This window comes from Mycobacterium sp. URHB0044, assembly GCF_000620625.1.
Lineage (GTDB): Bacteria > Actinomycetota > Actinomycetes > Mycobacteriales > Mycobacteriaceae > Mycobacterium.
In genome coordinates, this window is record NZ_JIAW01000008.1 from 68,982 (window position 1) to 89,265 (window position 20,284).

A 20,284-nucleotide genomic window follows, 5' to 3' on the forward strand; every position below is an offset into this window, starting at 1 on the left:
CTTGTACCCTCACGCGATGCGGATCAGCTTCTTGTTGATGAACTCGTCGATGCCGAAGCGGCCGAGTTCACGCCCGAAGCCGGACCGCTTCACTCCACTAAAGGGCAGCTCGACGCCGTCGGCTCCGACAGCGTTGACGAACACCATGCCCGCCTCGATCTTGTCGGCGACGCGGTTGGCCTGGTCGGGAAACAGCTTTGAGCGTGCTGCCGACAAGGAGCGCAGCACAGGAAAGCGTTTCGCGCATCACGGTTGGACGAAGATCAGCCAGCATCTGACGGGCCCACTCTGGCCAAAAAGCCGCCGGCAACTTGGCCGCCATTGTGCGATCACGACTCGGGTCCGGGTCCGGAACCCGCGGCATGATCGTTGCGGTACGGTACTGAAGTTGTTGTTCAGGTCCGAAGTCGGCGCTGCGCGCCTTCAGTACGATCGCAGCAGGAATCTCACCGTCCCGCCTGCAGGACCGAATCTCGGCCGGACCGGTCGTCGCGTTCTGCCCCTCGATGATCGAGCGGGCGCGGTCCCCGGCATCACTGATGCTCGGCTGTGCCAATATTCGCATCGCCATCGCTATCCCGACCGCGGCATCCAAAGCTCGCTGCGGCGCTTTGTTATTCAACGTCTCCCGCGCTTGGGTAGGAACGAACTCGACAGACTCCTGCCCTGTCGCTTCCTCAAAGACGCCGCTTATGGAGAGGCCGTGCTCTGAAGCGAAGTTGAGCGCCCGGTTCGCGAGACTCCTTACCGCAGCTAGAACTTCCGTCTGCGACTTCGCGTGCGCCTCGAATACGCCAAAACCGCTCCCGCCGTTATCAATAAGGTCATACAGCCCGCGGTGCGCCCACAAGAAAGAATGGTCGTCACCGAGCAGCTGCAAGGCCGGGGCTGCGTCCAACGGGTGGCGGCACCTGCAGGCGGTGGGAGACGGAACACTGCGATAGAGCTGGGTAGATCGCTGATGATTGCCACACTGAGGGCACACATCGACGAGTAGACAGTTGTGATCCAGGCACGCAAAGGACCAACCGAGCCGCCAAGACAACCGCCACCGGCCAACTGTTTCGCGTTGTTGACGACGGTCCAAATCTAGGCCAGGGGCGACGGGGTGGTTTCTAGGCGCGGTCGCAACACTTCTCTAGGTTCTGGAGGTTGTGTTGACATCATCGCGTCGTGTGAAGAAGGGGCCGGGTCGCCGGCCGCAGTCGGCCAAACGCCAGCGGTTCATGGAGCTGCGGGCCCGGGGGTGGAGTATCCGAGCCGCGGCCCGCGAGGTCGGTGTGTCGCGCTCTTCAGGGGCGAACTGGGCGCGTGGGCACAAGGTCTACCGCAACGGTGTGGTGGTTGGGTTCGTCGCGCCCTTGGATCGGCTGGTAGTGCGTCAGATCAGCTCGCGCTACCTATCGCAGGACGAGCGCATCGAGATCGCCGATCTGCGTCAGTCCGGGCTGAGCCTTCGGGCGATCGCCATTCGGCTCAAACGGGCGCCGTCGACGATCTCACGGGAGCTGCGGCGCAACGCTGTCGCCGGTCGCGGATATCGCCCGTTCGACGCTCATCGTCGAGCCACCGTCCGGCGGGCACGTCAACACCGCCGCCGAGTCGACACCAATGGTCAGCTCGGCGGCTTGGTCTCCGAGCTGCTTGGTCAGCGGTGGAGTCCGCAGCAGATCAGCCGCCATTTGCGTCTGCGCTTTCCCGATGATTCATCAATGCGGTTGTGTCATGAGAGTATCTATCAGGCTGTGTATCAACCGAATTCGCGTTTCCTGCGGCCCTCGCGACTGGCGCCGCACCGACGTTCGCCGCTGCGCACCGGTCGTGATCACCGCCGAGCCCACCAGCGCCGGCAGTCACGGCGGCCGCGCTTTCAGCAGCCGATGCTCACCATCCACGATCGGCCCTTCCTACCAATCGACCGGTCGCAAGCCGGGCATTGGGAGGGAGATCTCATCATCGGCGACAACCACCTCTCGGCGATCGGCACCCTGGTCGAGCGCCAGACCAGGATGCTGCGGCTGGTGCATCTGCCCCGCGCTGATTCCGACTCGCTGCACGCCGCACTGGTGGCGCGGATGCAGGATCTGCCGCCGGCGCTGATCCGGTCGATCACCTGGGATCAGGGCACCGAGATGGCGCGCCATCTCGCCACCACCGACAAGCTCGGCGCGCCCGTCTACTTTCTGCGACTCCCGATCGCCGTGGCAGCGCGGCAGCAACGAGAACACCAACGGACTGCTTCGTGACTACTTCCCCAAGGGCGTCACCCTCATCAACCACCCACCGGCGCATCTGTTGGCCGTCGAACACGAACTCAACCACCGTCCACGCATGGTCCTCAAAGACCGTTGTCCCGCCGACCTATTCGTCGCCCTGTTAGCGTCAAGCGGTCCGTCAGTGTTGCGATGTTGACTAGAACTCGCCCCGTCGCGACTGGCCTGGTTTTCAACCGTCGTCAACACGCGTATGCACGCGGGACAGAACCGCGACCACGACAACGGTCCGAAGGGAAAGTCGGGATCAAGGACGTGCGCTTCCGGATCCAGACTTAGCGCGAGGCCATCGTAACGACTGAGCGTCATCGACTTCAGGGAACTCGTTGGCAGCCCTGTTGCCGCAGCTAGTGCGAGGGCCTGATTTGATGACAGCCAACTCCTCCAAGATGGCCTCACGGTGGTCGGCAATCCCCCAGCTGCGGCGAGCGCCCCCATGGTCAGGTCCATGGCGAGCGCGGTCGCCTCCAACCAAGAGTCGATTGACTCGCCTTCGAGTGGCTTCACCTGCAGCGGCAACCGCCGGCGTTCGACTCTCATTTTCGGCAGCTACTTTGACAAGATTTTCGAGCCAACGCCGCTAACAGCGGCTTGACCTGCCCTTACGGCATGTGAAGTGTCAGGTCTGCTGACGCTGTTGTTTAACAATCAGTGCACGCTTGTCAATAATCACTGCATAATCCCAGTTCACGGCAGCTTGCGAACGCTAGGCCGACGACAAGCGGCAGGCGAGTAGGTGCAAACCCTTCCGACGAGTCAAGCAATTGGGCCTTCTTCTCTTGCGCGCTGCAGCCAGTTTGCTGTTCGTCCGTGCCTTCAATCATCAGCACACGGTTACCGTATGCCGGACGCCAGCACTGGCAAGGATCGACTCCAACGCGTCCCGTCGAGATGCAGGAACAACAGTCACGAGCTCTTTCATCGCGCGACTGACTCCCACATAGAGCACTCTGCGCTGCTCGGAGTTGATGCCGTCTCTCCAATCGTCCAGAACGTGCGTAGGTCCGGAGGCCCTTGACGGAAGCGCCATGATCACCGCTTCGAACTCATCACCCTTGACCCCGTGCACGTGGCCCCAACGAAGTGAGTCCGGAGTCTCAGCAGGTGCTCCTGCAGTTCGACTTTCCCAGAAACTCGATACCTTTTCGGGAACTTTCAGTCGGGTGCCCAAACGCTAAGCAAGCTCAACCCGCGTGCGGCTAGCGAAGTCCTCGAGGATTGTGCGCACTTCCAACTTGCATGAATCAGGGTCACCCCAATCATTCGAAGACCGCAGAAGCTGGCTAACCACACCTCGAAGCTCCTCTGGCGTCACTTCGAGATGCTCGAGTTGGTCGGCCCTTCCTTCCACCTGCAGATCGTCGGGCCATGAGAATTGGTTGAGCACGTGCGCCTCAACGCGGCGAATCGCACGCATCCTGCCCGTAGGGTCTGTGCCGGAACGTAAGTCAGCCAACGCGACCAACAGTGTCTCCATTTGGGAACTGCCATGGGGCGGTTCTTTACCTGTGCGCAGAAGTGCGCGGGCGTCCGACCTTCGGTGAGCGATGACGCGAGTTCTCATGACTGAGACTCCTGCTTGGCGGATGATCTTGTACGCAGCTTCTCCTGCGCGAACACCCGATCCGACTACGACATGGATGGTGTCAGATCCGCCAGGATGCTCGGAGTGGGGCTTCACTTCACCGATTCCGACTGCGCGCAGGCTGTTTACCAGAGAACAGATGACAGGGATTGATCGGTAGCAAGTTGTAAGAGTTGCTCGTTCTTCTGCGTGCCAACACAATCTGGCCCCTGCTTCAGCACTTTCTCGACGGCTAGTGCACGTGACGGTCGGTCAGAACACCATGGACGCGGCGACGTGGGTGCATGAGCACTATGCGACCGGCACTGATGCACTTAGCGTGGAAGGTTTCGTGCGCGACTTGGCCGATGACGTGCAAATGGTCAGCCCCGCAGGCGAACTACGCGGACTTCCCGCCGTAGGCGACAGCGCGCGGACAGTCTTCTCCACGCTGAGTGCACTACACCACGAAATCCGTACCGTCACAACGCCATCACCCAACACGATAGTCGTCGACGCAACCGTCACCTATTGGTTCGTATCAGGTGAGCAGACGTCGCTTCCCGCGGTGACGACGTTTCAGATGCGGGACGGGCAGGTCGCACATATTCACTTGGAAATGGACATAGCCGCCCCACGGCGGGCCACTTAAACAGGACATGTCACGCGCATGAGCGCTGTTTGAATCTGCTGACGGCATGCAGGCAGGCTACGTCTTCGGATCAGACGGTAGACGGCCGTGGAGGCAGTGCGTTCGCTAGATGGCGGCAGCGGCCTTACCTCCAGCTGGAAACTGCTTCCCGCGATTCCTTCGTCCAAGCTGCGCAGGATCGGCGTGAACGCACCGAGGAGGCAGTGGCAGAGGGGATGCCGAGAACGCGTGGCGGAGCGGATCACATGGGCGATGACGAGCAGTCTGAAATATGTTGAACTTTGACGTATCTCGACCACCTCGAGGCCAGGCGCTGGCGCGCGGGTCGGAAGTCTCCGTGGCGAAGCTCCGTCTGCCCGAGGTCAAGCATGGCCTGGTCCTGGGTGCGGACGGCACGTAACGGCTGCGGAATTGCGCATTACACGCCAGCACGGTTCAGCATGCGGTCACGTGATTCTGGGCAGATACGAAGGGCGAGTCGATTCATAACGTGCGATCAGACTCGCGTCCGACAGCGTCAAGTCGATGTCGTCCAGTCCGCGCAGGAGTCGCATCTGGTCGAAATCGCTGATGTCGAAAGCGATGCGCATACCGTCGTAGCGGACTTCTCGGGCCGGAAGGTCAACTTCGAGTTGAAGGTGTGGCGTTTGCTCGACTCGGTCTTGCAAACGACCGGTGGTGTCGTGATCCAAGACGATGGCAAGTAGGCCGTTCTTGAGCGAGTTGGCCCTGAAGATGTCGCCGAATCGAGGAGAGATGACAACGCGGAAGCCGGCCTCCCAAAGCGCCCACACCGCATGTTCTCGAGATGACCCGGTGCCGAAGTCGTTGCCAGCGACCAGTATTGATGCACCTTGGTACTGCGGAAGGTTCAACGGGAACTGCGCGTCTTCTCTCCAGGTCGCAAAGAGCCCATCACTGAATCCATAACGGCTGGTGCGCTTGAGGTACTCGCCCGGGATGATCTGGTCGGTATCGACGTTGGACTGCCGCAGGGGCACCGCCGTGCCGGTGTGGATCTCGAATGCCTCCATGAGAAACCTCCTAAAGGTCGGATGGTGCGGTGATACGCCCGACGACCGCAGAGGCCGCGGCTACGGCGGGCGACACCAGGTGGGTGCGCACACCGGCGCCTTGGCGGCCTTCGAAGTTTCGATTGGATGTAGACGCCGAGCGCTGGCCTGGCGCAAGACGATCGGGATTCATTGACAGGCACATCGAACAGCCTGCATGGCGCCACTCAGCACCTGCTGCCCGAAATACATCGGCGATACCCTCTTGTTCAGCCATCAGCCGCACCCCCGCAGATCCGGGCACCACGACCATCCTCACTGTCGGGGCGACGTGACGGCCTCGCAGCACAGCTGCTGCAGCGCGGAGGTCTTCCAGTCGTCCATTCGTGCAGGATCCGACGAATACGGTGTCGATCGGCACATCCCGCATCGGAGTTCCCGGTTCCAGGTCCATGTACCGCAGCGCTCGCTCGGCGGCGATCCGCGCCTCCGGATCGGCGAAATCGGATGGATCGGGAACGGCGGCGTCGATCGGCACACCCTGTGCGGGATTGGTACCCCAAGTGACGAAAGGTCTCATGCGTTCAGCACGGATGGCCACATCTTTGTCAAACCGCGCACCGGGATCAGATCGGAGCGCGCTCCACGATTCGACGGCTTCATCCCATTCTGAACCAGTTGGTGCAAAACGCCGCCCACGCAGGTAGTTGAAAGTCGTCTCGTCCGGCTGCATCAAGCCTGCGCGGGCGCCGGCTTCGATGGACATATTGCACACCGTCATCCGGGACTCCATCGTCATCTGGTCAACGGCAGGCCCCCGGTACTCAATGATGTGACCCTGTCCGCCGGCTGTGCCGATAGTGGCGATGATGTTGAGCACCACATCCTTGGCTGTCACGTCCGCGGGGGGCAAGCCCTCCAGCGTCACTGCCATCGTCTTGAAGGCCGGCACGGGCAGTGTTTGCGTTGCGAGTACGTGCTCGACCTCGCTCGTACCTATGCCGAATGCCAACGCACCGAAGGCCCCGTGAGTACTGGTGTGGGAGTCTCCGCACACAACGAACATTCCTGGTTGCGTCAGGCCGAGTTGAGGGCCGATTACGTGAACGATGCCCTGATCGTCGTGCCCCAGCGGGAACTGCCGGATACCGAACTCGCGGCAGTTGTCTCGCAGAGCGGCAACCTGGTTTGCCGAAACGGGGTCAGCGATAGGCCGTTCGATGTTCTCCGTCGGTGTGTTGTGGTCCTCCGTTGCAAGCGTCAGTTCGGGGCGCCGGACGGCCCGGCCAGCATTCCTGAGGCCCTCGAAGGCTTGTGGACTGCTCACCTCGTGCACGAGATGCATGTCGACGTAAAGCAGATCCGGTGCCGCCGCTGTACGGCGCACCACCTTCGTGTTCCAGATCTTTTCGATGAGCGTCGATGCCAACGCGCGTCCTCTCAGAGATTGAGATTTCATGCTCGTAATGCACGAAATGCGTAGTTGCCCGGTCGGCCCCAAACCCTAGGCAGCCCGTTGGGCGATGTCGTGAGCTAATCGCTTGCGGGTAGGGGCTCGGCTTCGAACGCTTCTGACATCTGCCCTCCGGCGATTCGATGCGAGTCTGTATCCAGGATACTCCACTGCTCGGCTGGAGTGTCAACCGGCCTTTGTGGTTTCGGCCAAAGCCTCGGCTAGCAGCCGCCACTCGTCCCACGGCACGACGCCACGTTCGGGCATGACCACCTGGATGCAGACGTGGTCGGCGCCGGCGGCCCAGTGCTCCTCGACACGTCGCGTCGCCGCGTCGACGTCGCCGATCGCGAAGAGGCCGTTGATAAGCCGAGTGCTACCGCCTTCGAGAAGATCCTGTTCGCGGTAGCCGCTTCGGAGGAGGTTGCGGGTGTAATTGGGGATCTCGAGATAGTGGGCAATATGACGTCGTGCCGTCTCGAGTGCCCGGTCGCGGTCGGAGTCGATGATCACCTTCACCTCCGGAGCGAGCAGCCGGTCCGGCCCAAGTGCGCGACGGGCCACCGCCGTGTGCGAGGCACTGACCATATAGGTGTGCGCTCCTACAGCCCGATCTCTCGACAGATCGAGCATCCGCGGCCCGAGCGCGCCGAGAACCCGATCCGCTTCGAGCACTGGCGGATTGGCGCTCTCGAGTTCGTCCAGATAGCCCTGCATGGCCGCCATCGGTTGGTACTTCTGACCCATTGCGGTCACCCGGTGCGGGTGACTGGCTCCAAGGCCGAGCAAAAATCGATTGGGCGCCGTCGAGCGGACTGTGTTCACCCAGGCCGCGGTCTCCCTCGCCTGGTGCATGGAGATGTTCAGCACCCCGGTCGCGACGACGAGGCGGGACGTGGCGGCCAGCGCAATACCGACGTCGTCGAACAAAGCCCCGCCTGCCGCGCCGGGAGCCCACGCGGCGCTGAAACCGAGGTTCTCGATGCCGGCAGCGACATCGCGGATCTTGCCCTGATCACGGCTACGCAGCTGTGCCGCCCAAATGCCCGTCGTGCCCGATGCCGCAGAGCGCAGGGCTTGCGCAGCACTCATGATTCCGCGCGAGCGGCAAGCTGCTCGCGCAACATCCGGCGCACCAACTTGCCATTGTCGTTGTACGGCAACGCCTCGACGACTTGCACCGTGGACGGCGCCTTGCTCGAGCGCAACCTCACGCGCACCCACTCCTGCAACTCCGCCGGATCCGGTGTGCGCCCCGGAGCGGCCACCACGGCCGCCGCGATCCGCTCGCCCCAGTCGTCATCCGGCAGACCGATCACGCCTGCGTCGATGACGTCCGGGTGGCTGACAATGGCGTCCTCGACCTCACCCGGCGAGATGTTCTCGCCGCCACGCACGATCACGTCGTCAAGGCGGCCCTCGATGAACACATAACCGTCGCTGTCGATTCGGGCGCCGTCCTTGGTGGGGAACCATCCGTCGTCGTTCCGTCCCGACTCCACGCCGACGTACTTGCCCGAAACCTGGTCACCGCGCACCCACAGTTCGCCGAGTTCGCCCTTGGGGACAGGCTGGCCCGCGGTGTCACGCACGGACAGTTCGACGGTGGGCAGGGCGCGGCCGACCGACCCGAGCCGGGCCCGCACGCCGGGATCGTTAGACGAGGCGGCTGCTCGGTGCTCATCAGGACCCAGCACGGTGATGGTGGAGCTCGTCTCGGTGAGCCCGTAGCCGTTGACGAAGCCGACGTGTGGCAGCTGCCGCATCGCCTCCTCGAGAACAGGCAGTGGCATGCGGCCGCCGCCGTACGACAGATGTCTCAGACTAGGCAAACCACCTGCCGTGTCTTGGGCGAGCAGCGCGACGATCCTCGCGACCATCGTGGGCACCACAGAAGCGTGGGTGACGCCGTGTTGACGAGCCGCTTTGATCCACCCCGCCGGATCGAACGCATCCAGCTGCACGATCCGTCGCCCGCTGTAGAGCGTGCTCAGCAGGTTGGCGATCCCACCCACGTGGTAGGGCGGCAGGCTGATGAGCTGGGTGTCTCCTTCCTCGGCCGCCATCAGCTCGACAGTGCCGAAGATGTAGGCAGCCAGATTCGCGTGCTCCAGGACAGCCACCTTGGGAGTGCCTGATGTCCCGCTGGTGAACAGCTGGACGGCCGGACGCTGCGGCGGCACTCCGGTAATGGCCGCCGGCTCAATCGTGTCGACTTCTGTCAGAAACTGGGTCCGGCCAACGATCTTTACTGCGCGTTCGGTGGCGAGATCTGTCAACCGCGGAAGCATGATGTCGTCGGCCACCACCACGGCCGAGCCGAGCCGGTGCACCGCGGCGAGCAGCTCGGTGTCCGTCCACCTGTAGTTGAGTGGGGTGAAGGACTGGTCTGCGAGTGCGGCACCGAAGAGCGCGACCGGGAACAGCGGTGAGTTCACGCCAATCATCACGACGTTCTGCCGTGGGTCGCGGTTGAGCCAGCCGGCGGCACGACGGGAGCTGTCCCAAAGCTGTTCATAGGTGATGCCGCCGTCGGCGTCGCCTAGCGCATACCGGCCACTCCCGGCCTCGGCCGCCATTTCGGCGATCATGGCGATGTTCATGCTGCTAGTCCGATGCAGGTAGCGGCTTGGTGGCTTTGACCGGCAGCGGGCTGTCATCGAGGAACAGGGCTGCCACACCAGCTTTGGTGCAGAGCAACTCGAGTCCGGAGTCCGCATCGGCGTATCGCTTGCCCAGAACGGTCGCGCCGGCGCGACCAGCTGCGATCTGCAGCCCGGGTGCGGGCTGAACGTCCATGGGCAGCAACGGATGGCCGCCGCAGGTGATAGCCACCGGCTTCGCGGGAGCACGTATGACCATCACCTGCGTGTCGCCGACCGCGCTCCGCAGCCGCGCCCCTACCGTCCATTGCATGAATCCAGGATACAAGCTCGCCCGCCCTCGACCAAACCTTTCGCCAGAAGTTGCCCAGGCTGGGCCACTCCGGGCTGGAGTTCCGCCCGCTTCGCCATACCGAGGACCTTCGACTCGAGGCTGGTGCGGCACAACTCGATTCACCATGCCCACGGAGTTCACCCGCCCGCCGGTGGCAGCAGCATCGACTGCCACGTCGGGCCAGCCGTGGTTCCAGCGAGGTTGGATTGGGTGTACACCTTGCCGTCTGGACCCACGTATTGTCCGGTGGCCGGGTCGTAGGTAGCCGTGGCGATCGGGGGCGGCGTCATGACCTGCGGAGCAAGCGCCGTTTGGCCCGCCTCGATAGGCGGCAACTGCGGGATGGCCTGTCCCGACAGAGTCGCATTGGGATCACCCTTCCAGTTGAACCCGTCGTTGAGCGGTACGTAGTTTTCGTCGCTTTCGCACATCGTCACCGTCGGCGCTCGCTTTCCCGGCCGCGTTTCGCATGGCAAATTGCGCGCACCGCGGACGTTGAAGGGCGAATCCTGAGGAACCCGACAGTAGAGATCGCCGTCGGGGCGTTCCGGAGCATCCACCAACGTGGGAGACCGCCGCTGCTGGGCAGGCAGGAAGCCGGTGGTGCACGGTGGGGGTAGGTTCAAGTTCAGGTTGAAGCTCAAGTACTGGCCCGCATAGTCCTGCTTGGAATCACGATTGGCCAAAGTACTGCCCTGCGACGTCGCCACACCTTGTGGCACCATCACCAGGAGCTGTTCCAAGCCGTCGCGGTAGGTAACCAACACTGGCGCAATGCTGGCCAGATTTGCCAGCAGAACAGGCAGCGTCGGCTTCACGCGATCAAACAGCTGGCGCACTTCTGCGGCCGCTTGCGGCCCGTCGTGCAAGATGCCGGCAACGGCAGTGTCGTTGTCGCGCAATTGCTGCGTGACCGTAGCAAGGTGCGACGCCCAAGCTTGAATGGAACCTGCGGTATCGGACTGTGTTTCGAGCACGGGGGCCGACTCGTCGGTCAAGGCCGTAATTGCGTCGAGGTTCTTGCGAGCATCTATCGCCAGAGACGTCGATGCCTTGACGAACCGGGAAATTTCCGGACCAAGGCCGCCGACCGCCGTATAGGCCTCGTCGATGGTGGTGCGCAAGTTGTCCCCAGGAATTGCCTCCAGTCCGCGGTTGGCCGCGTCCACCAGCGTGTCGATTGGTGGTGGTATCGAGGTGCGATCTACCGGAATCACGTCGCCGGCCTTCAACGGTCGCGATTTGGCGATCGGCAGCAGCGCGACATACTGTTCGCCGACAGCGGACTGGCTATGCACCTCTGCCTTCAGGTCCGACGGGATTTGGATGTCGGACCGCAGAGATAGCAGCGCGGCGACTCCGGAATTGGTGAGCGAAACCGACTCCACTCGACCGACTTCGGTGCCGTTGAAAGTAACGTTCGACCTCTCGTACAGACCCCCCGCCGTTGGTAGCTCGAGAGTCACCTTGTACTGGCCGACGCCGAAGAGGAGCGACGGCAACCTCATGTAGTCGAGGGCCATGAACGTGAAAGCGGTGATGGACACCACCACGAAGATCGCGATCTGAATCCAGATCCGTCTGCTCAAATGCATTTTAGGGCCCCTGATCCCAGCGATAGGGAGCCAACAATGGGTTGGCGGCCGTGGCGGGACTTGGCATCTGGCCGATGGTGCGGCCCCATTGGAGTTCCAGCTTTGTCAGGTCACCTTCGAATCGCGTACCGGTGAAAAGACTCTGGTCGATCCGGCTCATCGTCAGGTCGATTACCGCGTTCAAGTTGGCATAGTCACCGCGGACCCATTTGTAAAGCTGGTCCTTTGGCCACGGAAATGTGGCGAAGAAGCTCAACGAGCGGGTCAGCGCCGGACCCGCGTCTGCCAGTGACTGCAGAACTGGCCCAATGTCTTTGAGTTCCTGGACTAGGTTGTCCTTGGTTTGGTTTGTGGAATCCGCGGCGAGGGCACTGAACTTGCCCAGCTCAGCCATGGCGTCGGTAAGGTTCTGCCGCTGGTCGCTGAGCACCGCGAGCGCGTCGGGCAGCGTCTTCAGCGCCTTGTCGACCACCGGTTTCTGCTGAGCGAACTGCGCGACCAGTGCGTTGAGGCTATCGGTCGCACTGATGATGTCGCCGGTTTGGTCGTTGAGATGGGCAATGAACTGATCAAGCTGCTGGATGAGGCTTCGCAAGTCGTCCGCGCGACCGGCGAAGGCCGTACTCAGTGATTCGGTGATTTCTTGTATGTGCCCAATGCCCCCGTTGTTGAGTACCAACGACACCGCCGACAATGTCTGCTCGGTCGATGGATAGAACTTCCCAACTGCCAGCGGAATCAGCGATCCTTCGTGGAGACGGCCCACCGCCGGAACGCCGTTCGCTGGCGCCAACTCCACATGAAGCGAGCCCAATAGGCTGGTCTGGCCTACCGACACCGTGGAGTTCTCGGGGAGATCGACGTCTCCGTTGAGGCGCAACGTGAGCAGAGCATGCCACCCTTGCAGCTCAATCTTTTCGACGTTACCGATCGTGACATCGCCGACGCGGACACGCGAATTCCGTTCGATGTGGTCGACCTCGGGAAGTTGCACCTGGATGTCGAAACCGTCCGTACCGCCGCGTTGAGTACCAGGTAACGGCAGCGAATTTGCGCCACGCCAGTCACTACAGCCCGCAACACTGGCGCTCATCACAACCACACCGACGGCTATGGTGAAACGAATATTCCTGCGCGGCCTCATGATCCGCTCCCCGCGGCAGCCATCATTCCTGGCAGGCCGTCGGCCGGGTTCGTCGCGTTGGCACCTTCGGGCATTTGCGGCCCCTCGCCGACTTGCGATGGCATTGGCGCTTCGGCTGCAAGCGGATTCGGAGGGGCTGCCTCTGGCAGCGGGTTCGAAGTGGGCGGCGCCTCCCCCCTCGCTGAGGTGTAGTCCGGTCGCAGCCAGTCCTCACTGTAGGTCACTTCGTTCGGCCGGGCGGTAGCGCCGACGATCGGGTTTTGACCGATGGGCAGGAAATTGTATTGACGGTTCTTGATGATTGGTGCCAAGTACTGCGCGCAGAGTTTTGCTGACTGTTCGGCGCCAAGTTGAGACGCTGCCTGCACCGCTCCGCAGATGAAGCTAACGGGGTTGGCGAAGTTGTTCAACGCCAATACACCTGTCATCGCACCCTGTGCAGGCTGGTAGATGTTGAGGAAGTTCTGAAATGTCGTCGGAGCTACGTGGAGGGTTTGCTTGATGTCGTCGAGGCTCTGGTTCAACGCCGTCGTGATCGAAGCGAGCTTGTCCGACGTAGTGCCCACGGTCTCCCGGTTCTGCGCCACGAAATCCTTCACGTCAACGATCACGGAGTTGAGGTTGCTCACTGCGCTACCGACCTCGTTTGGGTTGTTGGCCAGAAGGCCAGTCACCGCCGCAAGGCTCTGGTTGAGTTGCCGCATCAGGTCGGTGCTGTCTTGCAATGCCGACACCAAAGTCGACAAGTTCTTGAGGCTTCCAAAGAGGTCTGCGCTGTGATCGCCCAGCACGGAGAAGGCCTGCGATAGCTTGATCAGGGTGTCGCGCATGTTTGCGCCTTCACCACGAAGATTGTCGGCGGCCGTGTTGATGAGCGACCCGAGTGAGCTGACGCCTCCGGGTTGGTCGGGTTGCAGCGTCTGTGTAAGCCGTTGCAGTTGGACACGGAAGTCGTCCCATTCGATTGGTACTGCGGTGCGTTCCTCTGGGATTACCGTGCCGTCGTGCATTTCCGGGCCGCTGGAGTAAGCAGGCGTCAGCTGGATGGCACGTGCGGTAACGAGTGAAGGAGCCAGGACGACTGCGTTGGCATTGGCTGGCACCTGGTATTTGTTGTCGAACCAGAACTCGATTCTTACCCGCTCTAGCTGTGGCTCGATCCTTTCGATCTCGCCGACGGGGACACCGAGGATACGCACTTGGTCTCCGACGAACAGACCGTTGCTGTTGGCGAAGTATCCGACGACATGCCTGCGGCTCACCGAATCCGCTGTGGTACTCGCCATTACGATCCCGGTCACGAGGACCGCTACGAAGGCCGTCGCGAGCCCGATTCGGGCTGATCGTCGCTTGATCACTGTCCGTCTCCGAGTGTTGGTGCCATGTTGGGTGCGGGTGCCGGCAGCGGACTCGGGGCGGGATTTGCAATGGAGTTCAGCGATGGCGGGCCTACGGCGGGCGGTCCGGGCGGCGGTCCGCCGGCTGGCGGAGCGGGTACCGGTTCGCGGTACGGATAGCAGCCGGGGCCGGGCAAAGGCACGCCCGCGGGACCACACGGCTGGTCGCCAGGTTTGCCCGTAATCGCGTCAGGCAACGTGAGCCGGGGTTCACCTCCTTGGCCCGTGCGCGGGTACGGCAACGGCAACGGGGGTGTACCCGGCTGTCCGACCTGCGGGTCTGAGCTCTGCGACGGCAGCAGCACGTTCGGATCGAGACCCAGGTCCGAGAAGGCTGCGTCGATGAATGGCTGCAGGAACTGCCCCGGCAACAGGTTGGCGACGTACGCCTTGAAGAAGGGCCCAGACGACACCGACTCGCCCAACGACATCGCGTACTTGTTGAGCAGCGTGATCGACTGCTGCACTTGTACCTTCCGGTTGTCGATGATCGCCAAAGCCCCATTGAGCTTGTCTAACGCGCCCTTGAAGGTGCCGCGTTGTTCCGCGGTGAATCCCTTGATCTGTCGACTGACGGCCGCGATGTTGCCCGAGATGTCGTCCAGCGCAGCGCTTTGGCTCTGTAGCTGGATGAGCAATGCGTTGGCGTTGGCCACCAAGCTGACGACTTGATCGCCCCTATCCCGCAGGACGGTGGTTGCCTTGTTGGCGTTCGCGAGTAGATTCCGCAGTTCGGCGTCACGTTTGTTCAGAGTGTCCGAGATGCGCGCGACCCCCTGCACCGCCACCTTTAGGTCGGGTGGAGTGTCCTTGAAGGTATCGGCCAGTACAGCCAGAGAATCGGAGAGCTGGCCGACATCCAAGCCGCTGATCGCCGAGGTCAAATCTCCGACGGCTTCGGGCAATTGGTATGCCGACGTAGTCCGGTCGAGCGGTATCGGTCCGTCTTGTTGGCCATCACCACGCGGTGTGACCTCCAGGACCTTGGAACCCAACAGGCTTTTCGTCTTGATGGCCGCCTCACTGCGGTCACCCAGTCGGAGCTTCGTGCTCATGTCGAACGTGACCAAGACGTGCCCCTTGTCGAGCTCGACACTTTCGACGTTTCCGGTCTCCATGCCTGAAATCTGTACAGCAGCACCAGGTACCAAGCCACCCGCTTCAGCGAAGTAGGCCGAGTAATGCTTGCTACCGAAAAATGGCAGCTTGTCATAGTTCGTGGCCGCGACCAGTAACCCGATGGTCACCACGCTGCCTACGGCGCCAAGGACGAAGGGATTGCGTTCGGAGAAAGACTTCATTTGGGAGCGCACCTGCCGGCCGTCTGGCCTACCAGCTTTACATACACCGGCTGGCCGCCCTTCCCGTTGAGCTTCAGCACCATTTGGCACATGTAGAAGCTGAAGAAGTCGCCGTACAGACCCTGGCGCCCCAACAGGCGATAGGCATCGGGCAAGGTGTTGAGCAGATTGTCCATGTAGTCGTGGTCTGCGACGACAATGCCTGAGCTCCGGTCGGTTTCGTGCACGACCTTCTGCAGCGGCGGCCGAGCTTGACTCAACAAGTCTGCGAAGGAGCTGGCCGCCTCGTTGCCGTACGCCACGGCGTTGCTGATGTCGCGTTTACGACTTTCGAGGCCCGCCACCAAGTCGGAGACTGACGTGACGGCCTTGTCGAACTGCTGGCTCTGCTCGGCCAGCGAGCCAAGGACCGTGTTGAGGTTGTCGATCACCTGACCGATTAGGTCGTCGCGATCAGCCAGTGTGTTGGTCAACATGGCAGTGCTGGATAGGAACGAGCCGGCGATGGCACCTTGCCCCTGGAAGGCCCGGATCAATTGGCTCGACAGCGCGTTGACTTGGTCTGGATCCAACGCGCGAAACAGAGGCCGGAAACCACCGATCAACGCGTCCAGATCCAACGCCGGTGAGGTTCTCGCAAGCGGAATCGTGTCACCGGGGTGGAGCTTGTTTGCGGAGCCATCGTCACCTTTCTCGAGTGCCAAGTAGCGTCCACCGATGACATCGTCGTACCGGATGACAGCTCGAGTGCCCTGGGTAAGGAACACCGAGGGGCTTGCAGCGAACTCCACCAGCACGGTGGTGTCCGGCTGGATCGCGAGCTTCCTTACCTTGCCGACCTCGACACCGGCGATGCGGACAAAGCTGCCCTCCTTCAATCCAGATATGTTGGAGAACAATGCTTTGTAGTTCTGCACGGAATCGAAGCGCAGCTGACCGAAGACGGCGAACATCGCAAACATGCCGAACAGGCACACGGCCAGGAACGCGGCAAGACGCCAGAGGGTTCCTCGCAGATTACCTCTCATGGTCGTTGCCTCTCGTAGTGCATCGCTTGGCTTGTCGATCGATCAGGGCGTCGGCACCGGCGGTGCTGGCGGTGCCGGCGTTGCCGGCCACAGTTGGGTGGGTGATTGCCCTGGCGGAAGGGTGAAGGGTTCGGCTCCCGGCGGTACGTGATCCGGCGGGGGTTGCCCTGAGGGAGGTGGCGCTGCAGGCAGGCCCGGCCACAGGGGTGTGCCGTCGTCGGCATAAAGGTCGGCGCCGTATGCTGGCGCACCGGGAAACGGAATGGGTCCTGGCGCAGGCGGTCCCAAGTACCGGATGCTGGGCGGTTGCGGCACCGCTCGGGTTACCGGCAAGAAGTCGGCATAGCCGGGAATCCCGATGCCCGGATTGGGTCGCACATCCACTCCGGTGCCCCATCCGGTGTTCGTGACCAGTTGACGGACCGGCCAGTTGTTCCCGACGTCGGGCAGTGATCCGCAGCCGGGCTTACCGCCAGGACCTCCCTTCGCAGCGACGATCGGCAGATTCTCTGGATAGCGATACTGGTCGTCGCCGAGCAGGACTGCACTGTCAACGGTGACTGCCGAACCGTTGGCGGTGGGGTACGAAGACTTGTCCAAGTAGAGCTTGCCGCCAAGGAGCATGCACGTCAGTTCGGGGTTGTACTTCATCAGCAGGCTGGTTGTCGGCTGAAGTGTGTTGACCGCGTTGACCAAGTTGTCCTTGCTGGGTCCAATGAGGTCAATGCCGCTGTGAGAGAATCCGATAACGTTGAGCAACAAGGCATCCAGGCTCTTTGCGTTGGTGACAAAGGTAGTACTGGTAGTCGCCGCAGCATTCAAGATGGTGATGATGTCTTGCGCGGCGGCACTATAGGTATCGCTGAATCCCTTGAGCGCCTGCCAATCCCGCCTCATCGTCTCGGCGCGCGGATTGAGCGCCATCAACACCTGGTTGGCGTCAGTGGTCGCCTGCCCGATGCGTTCACCTTGTCCGCGCAGACCTTCGGCCAGCGCCGTCAGCACGGCGTTGAGCTTGGTCGGCTCGACTTTGTCGAGCACACTGACCAGGTTCTGGAAAACAGTGTTGACCTCAGTGGAAACGTTTCGCGACGGGATGACCGCGCCCGCTCTGAGCCGCTGTTGGCTGGGATCGTCGGGATAGATTAAGTCGACGTACTTGGCGCCGAACGCGGTCGTCGCCCGTATCTGTGCCACCACATTGGCAGGTATGTAATTGAGTTGGTCGGGAAACAACTCGAGTCTCAGGCGGACCGGATCGTTGCCGCCCTCGACGCTGCTGACCCGGCCCACCAGGACGCCACGCATCTTCACCTTTGCGCCCTCCTCCATGACCAGCCCGGCACGTTGGGACGTCAGGGTGACCGGTACGGACGGCGTGAATGCCCCGAAGAACATCGAAGTGGTGGAAAAGACGAGAAGTCCGATCACCGCAAATAGGACCAGCGTCCACCAGGCAGGGTGCAACCGCGTATTCAAACGCATTGATTCCATGCCCTAACCCGACAGGTTGAAGTTGCCGGACTGACCGTAGATCGCCAGTGAAACGAGGACGGTCACAGTAACGGCCGCAATCAGCGAGGTCCGAACGGCGCGACCAACGGCCTCGCCGACGCCGGCAGGCCCGCCGTGTGCGGTGAACCCGTAATAGGTGTGTACCAGCATCACCACGATCGCCATCGCAACTGCTTGTACGAAGGACCAGATCAGATCCCATGGGTTGAGGAAGGTGTTGAAGTAGTGGTCATATACGCCGGTCGACTGCCCATAGACAGCAGTCGTTCCGACCCGCGTTGCGGTGAACGCCATGATCACCGCGATGCAATAGAGCGGCATGACGACGATGACTCCCGCGAGCACTCGGGTAGACGCAAGGTAGGCGATCGAGCGGATGCCCATCACCTCGAGCGCGTCGATCTCCTCACTGATCCGCATCGCACCGAGTTGCGCTGTGGCGCCTGCGCCGATAGTCGCGGCCAATCCGATGCCGGCGACCAACGGGGCCACCACGCGAACGTTGAGGAAGGCAGAGGTGAATCCGGCGAGTGCCTCGATTCCGATCTGCTGGAGTTGACTGTAGGCCTGTATCGCAATCAGCGAGCCGGCTGACAATGTCAGAAAGCCAACGATAACGATCGTGCCGCCGATGATCGACAACGCACCGATGCCCAAGCTCATCTGTGCGAGCAGCCGCAGACATTCGAGCTTGTAGTGAACGAGCGCATCAGCCAGCCCTCTGATGGTCAGACCGTAGAACTGGGTTTGGGTGCCGATCTGATTCCAACCGCCGGCTAATCTACCCACCGTACGACGCAACCTGGGGTACACAGAGCTCGGTACGCTCACGCGGTTGCCCTCACTGCGATGGCGGTGGCGAAGACGTTGATCACAAACAGCGCTAGGAACGTGAATACAACCGTTTCGTTGACGGCGTTGCCGACACCCTGCGGGCCACCACCCACAGATAGGCCCTTGTAGCAAGCGATGAGGCTGGCCACCAACCCGAATAGTGCTGCCTTTATCAGCATCACGACGACGTCAGGTACCCCGACCAACAGTGTCAGACCCGCGGCGAAGGCTCCGGGCGTGACGTTTTGGAAGAACACGGCGAAGAAGAATCCACCGACAATGCCGACGAGCGACACCAATGAGGCCAGCATCAACGCCACCAGCGTGGCGGCCAATATGCGTGGAACCACCAGTGCTTGAATGGGATTGATGCCAAGAACGCGGAGCGCATCCAGTTCTTCCCGAATCGTCCTGGCCCCCAGATCGGCGCACATTGCCGTCGCACCGGCGCCAGCGACGACGAGCACGGTCACTATGGGTCCCGTCTGCGTGACCGTACCCAGCGCTGCACCACTACCCGAAAAATCCGCTGCACCAACCTCAACCAACAAAATATTGATGGTGAACGTGGCCAGCACGGTGAACGGAATAGAGAGTAGGATTGTCGGCAGAAGCGACACTCGCGCGACGAACCAGGTTTGACTCAACAACTCCCGCCATGCAAACGGCGGCTTGAACGTCAGCACCAGCGCGTCCAAGGTCATGGCGAAGAATCCGCCGAGTGCACGCACGGGAACCGCTGCCGCGCTTGCCGACTTCATCGTCGTCATGACCTTGGCCGACCTTTAGATGACATCATCATTGACACCTCCGTGAGCGTTCCAGCGCTGGTTACTGCAAAACCGGAATGCGCTTTGGGATCCGGGATGCCTTGTGCTGAGGGCTAATCGGTGGATTCGCCGTCTCCGTAGTATCCGCGAAGCCATTCTGCTGGGCGACTCTCCGGGAATGCTCCGGGTACTTCCACGACTGGATCGTCGCGGTCATCAAATTCGGCACGGAACGCCTTGAGGACTGTCGAGCACATGCCGTAAGTGCCGATCACGTACGTCATTTCGACGATCTCTCCGTCGGAAAAGTGCTTCCGCAGAGCATGCATCGTCTCATCGGGAACCCTGCCGTTGCCCGCGATCAGGTCGTCGGTGTATGAGAGAACTAACCGCTCCACGGGATCGGTGTAGTGCTCGGAATGCCCCCAGTAGCTGATCGCCTTGATCTTCTCGTCGGGGATTCCAAAGGTGCGAAGAAATTTGCAGTGTTGCGAATAGGTGAACTGGGAGCCGCGCAGCCAGCACGCCCGTACCAGTCCCAGCTCTTTGAGCACTCGGAATCGCCCCTCACCGTGCACCATCAGGGCGGTGATTGCATCGACGAATTCCAGGGACTTCGGAGAATTGGCCAATACGGTCCAGTAGTTTCCCAATGAACCAGTCTCGGTGCCGCGCTCAACTGTGGGGTCGCGATCAGGACCGAAGAAGAACTCGTAGCACCTCAGCACCCTGGGATCAGTCACGTCCTTGCGTGAAACCTCACCGATAATCACTTGTGCTCCTTTGCATCTCAGATCTCAATTTGACT

The 20,284-nt window shown here is 61.7% G+C and carries 17 protein-coding genes and 3 pseudogenes; 2 read left to right on the forward strand and 18 right to left on the reverse strand.

The features are described 5' to 3' along the window. Positions 1–9: 9 nt before the first annotated feature. A pseudogene (locus N536_RS0117895) lies at positions 10–189 on the reverse strand (aldehyde dehydrogenase family protein); the annotation flags it as partial. 1,037 nt (positions 190–1,226) lie between these two features. Here N536_RS0117895 and N536_RS38785 point away from each other — a divergent pair. Further along, a pseudogene (locus N536_RS38785) lies at positions 1,227–2,412 on the forward strand (IS30 family transposase). 62 nt (positions 2,413–2,474) lie between these two features. Here N536_RS38785 and N536_RS43565 read toward each other — a convergent pair. The 3 genes and pseudogenes from N536_RS43565 to N536_RS43570 form a co-directional block, all read right to left on the reverse strand. Next, positions 2,475–2,813 (reverse strand): annotated as a pseudogene (locus N536_RS43565) (TniQ family protein); the annotation flags it as partial. Positions 2,814–2,935: 122 nt separating this feature from the next. Continuing rightward, positions 2,936–3,103, reverse strand: a complete 168-nt coding sequence (locus tag N536_RS42245) for a hypothetical protein (RefSeq protein ID WP_155948635.1) — start codon at positions 3,101–3,103, stop codon at positions 2,936–2,938. Continuing rightward, on the reverse strand, positions 3,097–3,342 hold the full coding sequence (locus N536_RS43570; RefSeq protein WP_081809262.1) for a 3'-5' exonuclease: 246 nt from the start codon (positions 3,340–3,342) through the stop codon (positions 3,097–3,099). The genes N536_RS42245 and N536_RS43570 overlap by 7 nt, the downstream gene beginning before the upstream one ends. A gap of 757 nt (positions 3,343–4,099) precedes the next feature. On the opposite strand from N536_RS43570, the gene N536_RS0117910 reads away from it, so the two are divergent. Continuing rightward, on the forward strand, positions 4,100–4,489 hold the full coding sequence (locus N536_RS0117910; RefSeq protein ID WP_155948636.1) for a nuclear transport factor 2 family protein: 390 nt from the start codon (positions 4,100–4,102) through the stop codon (positions 4,487–4,489). Between the two features lie 446 nt (positions 4,490–4,935). Here N536_RS0117910 and leuD read toward each other — a convergent pair whose 3' ends face one another. From leuD to N536_RS38790, 14 genes are all read right to left on the reverse strand, one after another. Next, a complete protein-coding gene (gene leuD, locus N536_RS0117915; protein WP_029114860.1) occupies positions 4,936–5,523 on the reverse strand; it encodes a 3-isopropylmalate dehydratase small subunit in 588 nt (195 codons plus the stop codon). Between the two features lie 10 nt (positions 5,524–5,533). Beyond that, the gene (gene leuC, locus N536_RS0117920; protein WP_197040172.1) at positions 5,534–6,961 is read right to left on the reverse strand and encodes a 3-isopropylmalate dehydratase large subunit; all 1,428 of its coding nucleotides are present in this window, start codon (positions 6,959–6,961) and stop codon (positions 5,534–5,536) included. A gap of 180 nt (positions 6,962–7,141) precedes the next feature. Then, the gene (locus N536_RS0117925) at positions 7,142–8,047 is read right to left on the reverse strand and encodes a TIGR03620 family F420-dependent LLM class oxidoreductase (protein ID WP_029114862.1); all 906 of its coding nucleotides are present in this window, start codon (positions 8,045–8,047) and stop codon (positions 7,142–7,144) included. Beyond that, entirely contained in the window at positions 8,044–9,558 is a 1,515-nt protein-coding gene (locus tag N536_RS0117930; protein WP_036436826.1) for a class I adenylate-forming enzyme family protein, read from the reverse strand. Before N536_RS0117930 ends, N536_RS0117925 begins: the two co-directional genes overlap by 4 nt. Before the next feature lie 4 nt (positions 9,559–9,562). Then, positions 9,563–9,871, reverse strand: coding sequence for a hypothetical protein (locus N536_RS0117935; protein ID WP_029114864.1), 309 nt, complete (start codon positions 9,869–9,871; stop codon positions 9,563–9,565). A gap of 158 nt (positions 9,872–10,029) precedes the next feature. Next, positions 10,030–11,487: an MCE family protein gene (locus tag N536_RS0117940; RefSeq protein WP_029114865.1), complete on the reverse strand. Its 1,458-nt coding sequence runs from the start codon at positions 11,485–11,487 to the stop codon at positions 10,030–10,032. Between the two features lies 1 nt (position 11,488). After that, positions 11,489–12,631 (reverse strand): MCE family protein, encoded by a 1,143-nt coding sequence (locus N536_RS0117945; protein ID WP_029114866.1) that lies wholly within the window; start codon positions 12,629–12,631, stop codon positions 11,489–11,491. After that, on the reverse strand, positions 12,628–13,986 hold the full coding sequence (locus tag N536_RS0117950) for an MCE family protein (protein WP_369798444.1): 1,359 nt from the start codon (positions 13,984–13,986) through the stop codon (positions 12,628–12,630). The genes N536_RS0117945 and N536_RS0117950 overlap by 4 nt, the downstream gene beginning before the upstream one ends. Beyond that, the gene (locus tag N536_RS0117955; protein WP_029114868.1) at positions 13,986–15,329 is read right to left on the reverse strand and encodes an MCE family protein; all 1,344 of its coding nucleotides are present in this window, start codon (positions 15,327–15,329) and stop codon (positions 13,986–13,988) included. The genes N536_RS0117950 and N536_RS0117955 overlap by 1 nt, the downstream gene beginning before the upstream one ends. Next, entirely contained in the window at positions 15,326–16,357 is a 1,032-nt protein-coding gene (locus N536_RS0117960; RefSeq protein WP_029114869.1) for an MCE family protein, read from the reverse strand. The genes N536_RS0117955 and N536_RS0117960 overlap by 4 nt, the downstream gene beginning before the upstream one ends. 42 nt (positions 16,358–16,399) lie before the next feature. Next, complete coding sequence (locus tag N536_RS0117965) at positions 16,400–17,851, reverse strand: MCE family protein (RefSeq protein ID WP_029114870.1); 1,452 nt, start codon at positions 17,849–17,851, stop codon at positions 16,400–16,402. A 3-nt stretch (positions 17,852–17,854) separates the two neighbouring features. Further along, positions 17,855–18,661 (reverse strand): ABC transporter permease, encoded by an 807-nt coding sequence (locus N536_RS0117970; protein WP_231514564.1) that lies wholly within the window; start codon positions 18,659–18,661, stop codon positions 17,855–17,857. Positions 18,662–18,699: 38 nt separating this feature from the next. Further along, a complete protein-coding gene (locus N536_RS0117975) occupies positions 18,700–19,467 on the reverse strand; it encodes an ABC transporter permease (protein ID WP_029114872.1) in 768 nt (255 codons plus the stop codon). Between the two features lie 122 nt (positions 19,468–19,589). Then, positions 19,590–20,249: a carboxymuconolactone decarboxylase family protein gene (locus tag N536_RS38790; protein ID WP_064751564.1), complete on the reverse strand. Its 660-nt coding sequence runs from the start codon at positions 20,247–20,249 to the stop codon at positions 19,590–19,592. Positions 20,250–20,284 lie beyond the last annotated feature (35 nt).

What these genes read in the sequence shown, in the direction of transcription:
- leuD (WP_029114860.1), bottom strand. Translation starts at nt 5,523, where the DNA reads ATGGAGGCATTCGAGATCCACACCGGCACGGCGGTGCCCCTGCGGCAG.
- leuC (WP_197040172.1), bottom strand. Translation starts at nt 6,961, where the DNA reads ATGAAATCTCAATCTCTGAGAGGACGCGCGTTGGCATCGACGCTCATC.
- N536_RS0117925 (WP_029114862.1), bottom strand. Translation starts at nt 8,047, where the DNA reads ATGAGTGCTGCGCAAGCCCTGCGCTCTGCGGCATCGGGCACGACGGGC.
- N536_RS0117930 (WP_036436826.1), bottom strand. Translation starts at nt 9,558, where the DNA reads ATGAACATCGCCATGATCGCCGAAATGGCGGCCGAGGCCGGGAGTGGC.
- N536_RS0117935 (WP_029114864.1), bottom strand. Translation starts at nt 9,871, where the DNA reads ATGCAATGGACGGTAGGGGCGCGGCTGCGGAGCGCGGTCGGCGACACG.
- N536_RS0117940 (WP_029114865.1), bottom strand. Translation starts at nt 11,487, where the DNA reads ATGCATTTGAGCAGACGGATCTGGATTCAGATCGCGATCTTCGTGGTG.
- N536_RS0117945 (WP_029114866.1), bottom strand. Translation starts at nt 12,631, where the DNA reads ATGAGGCCGCGCAGGAATATTCGTTTCACCATAGCCGTCGGTGTGGTT.
- N536_RS0117955 (WP_029114868.1), bottom strand. Translation starts at nt 15,329, where the DNA reads ATGAAGTCTTTCTCCGAACGCAATCCCTTCGTCCTTGGCGCCGTAGGC.
- N536_RS0117960 (WP_029114869.1), bottom strand. Translation starts at nt 16,357, where the DNA reads ATGAGAGGTAATCTGCGAGGAACCCTCTGGCGTCTTGCCGCGTTCCTG.
- N536_RS0117965 (WP_029114870.1), bottom strand. Translation starts at nt 17,851, where the DNA reads ATGGAATCAATGCGTTTGAATACGCGGTTGCACCCTGCCTGGTGGACG.
- N536_RS0117975 (WP_029114872.1), bottom strand. Translation starts at nt 19,467, where the DNA reads ATGAAGTCGGCAAGCGCGGCAGCGGTTCCCGTGCGTGCACTCGGCGGA.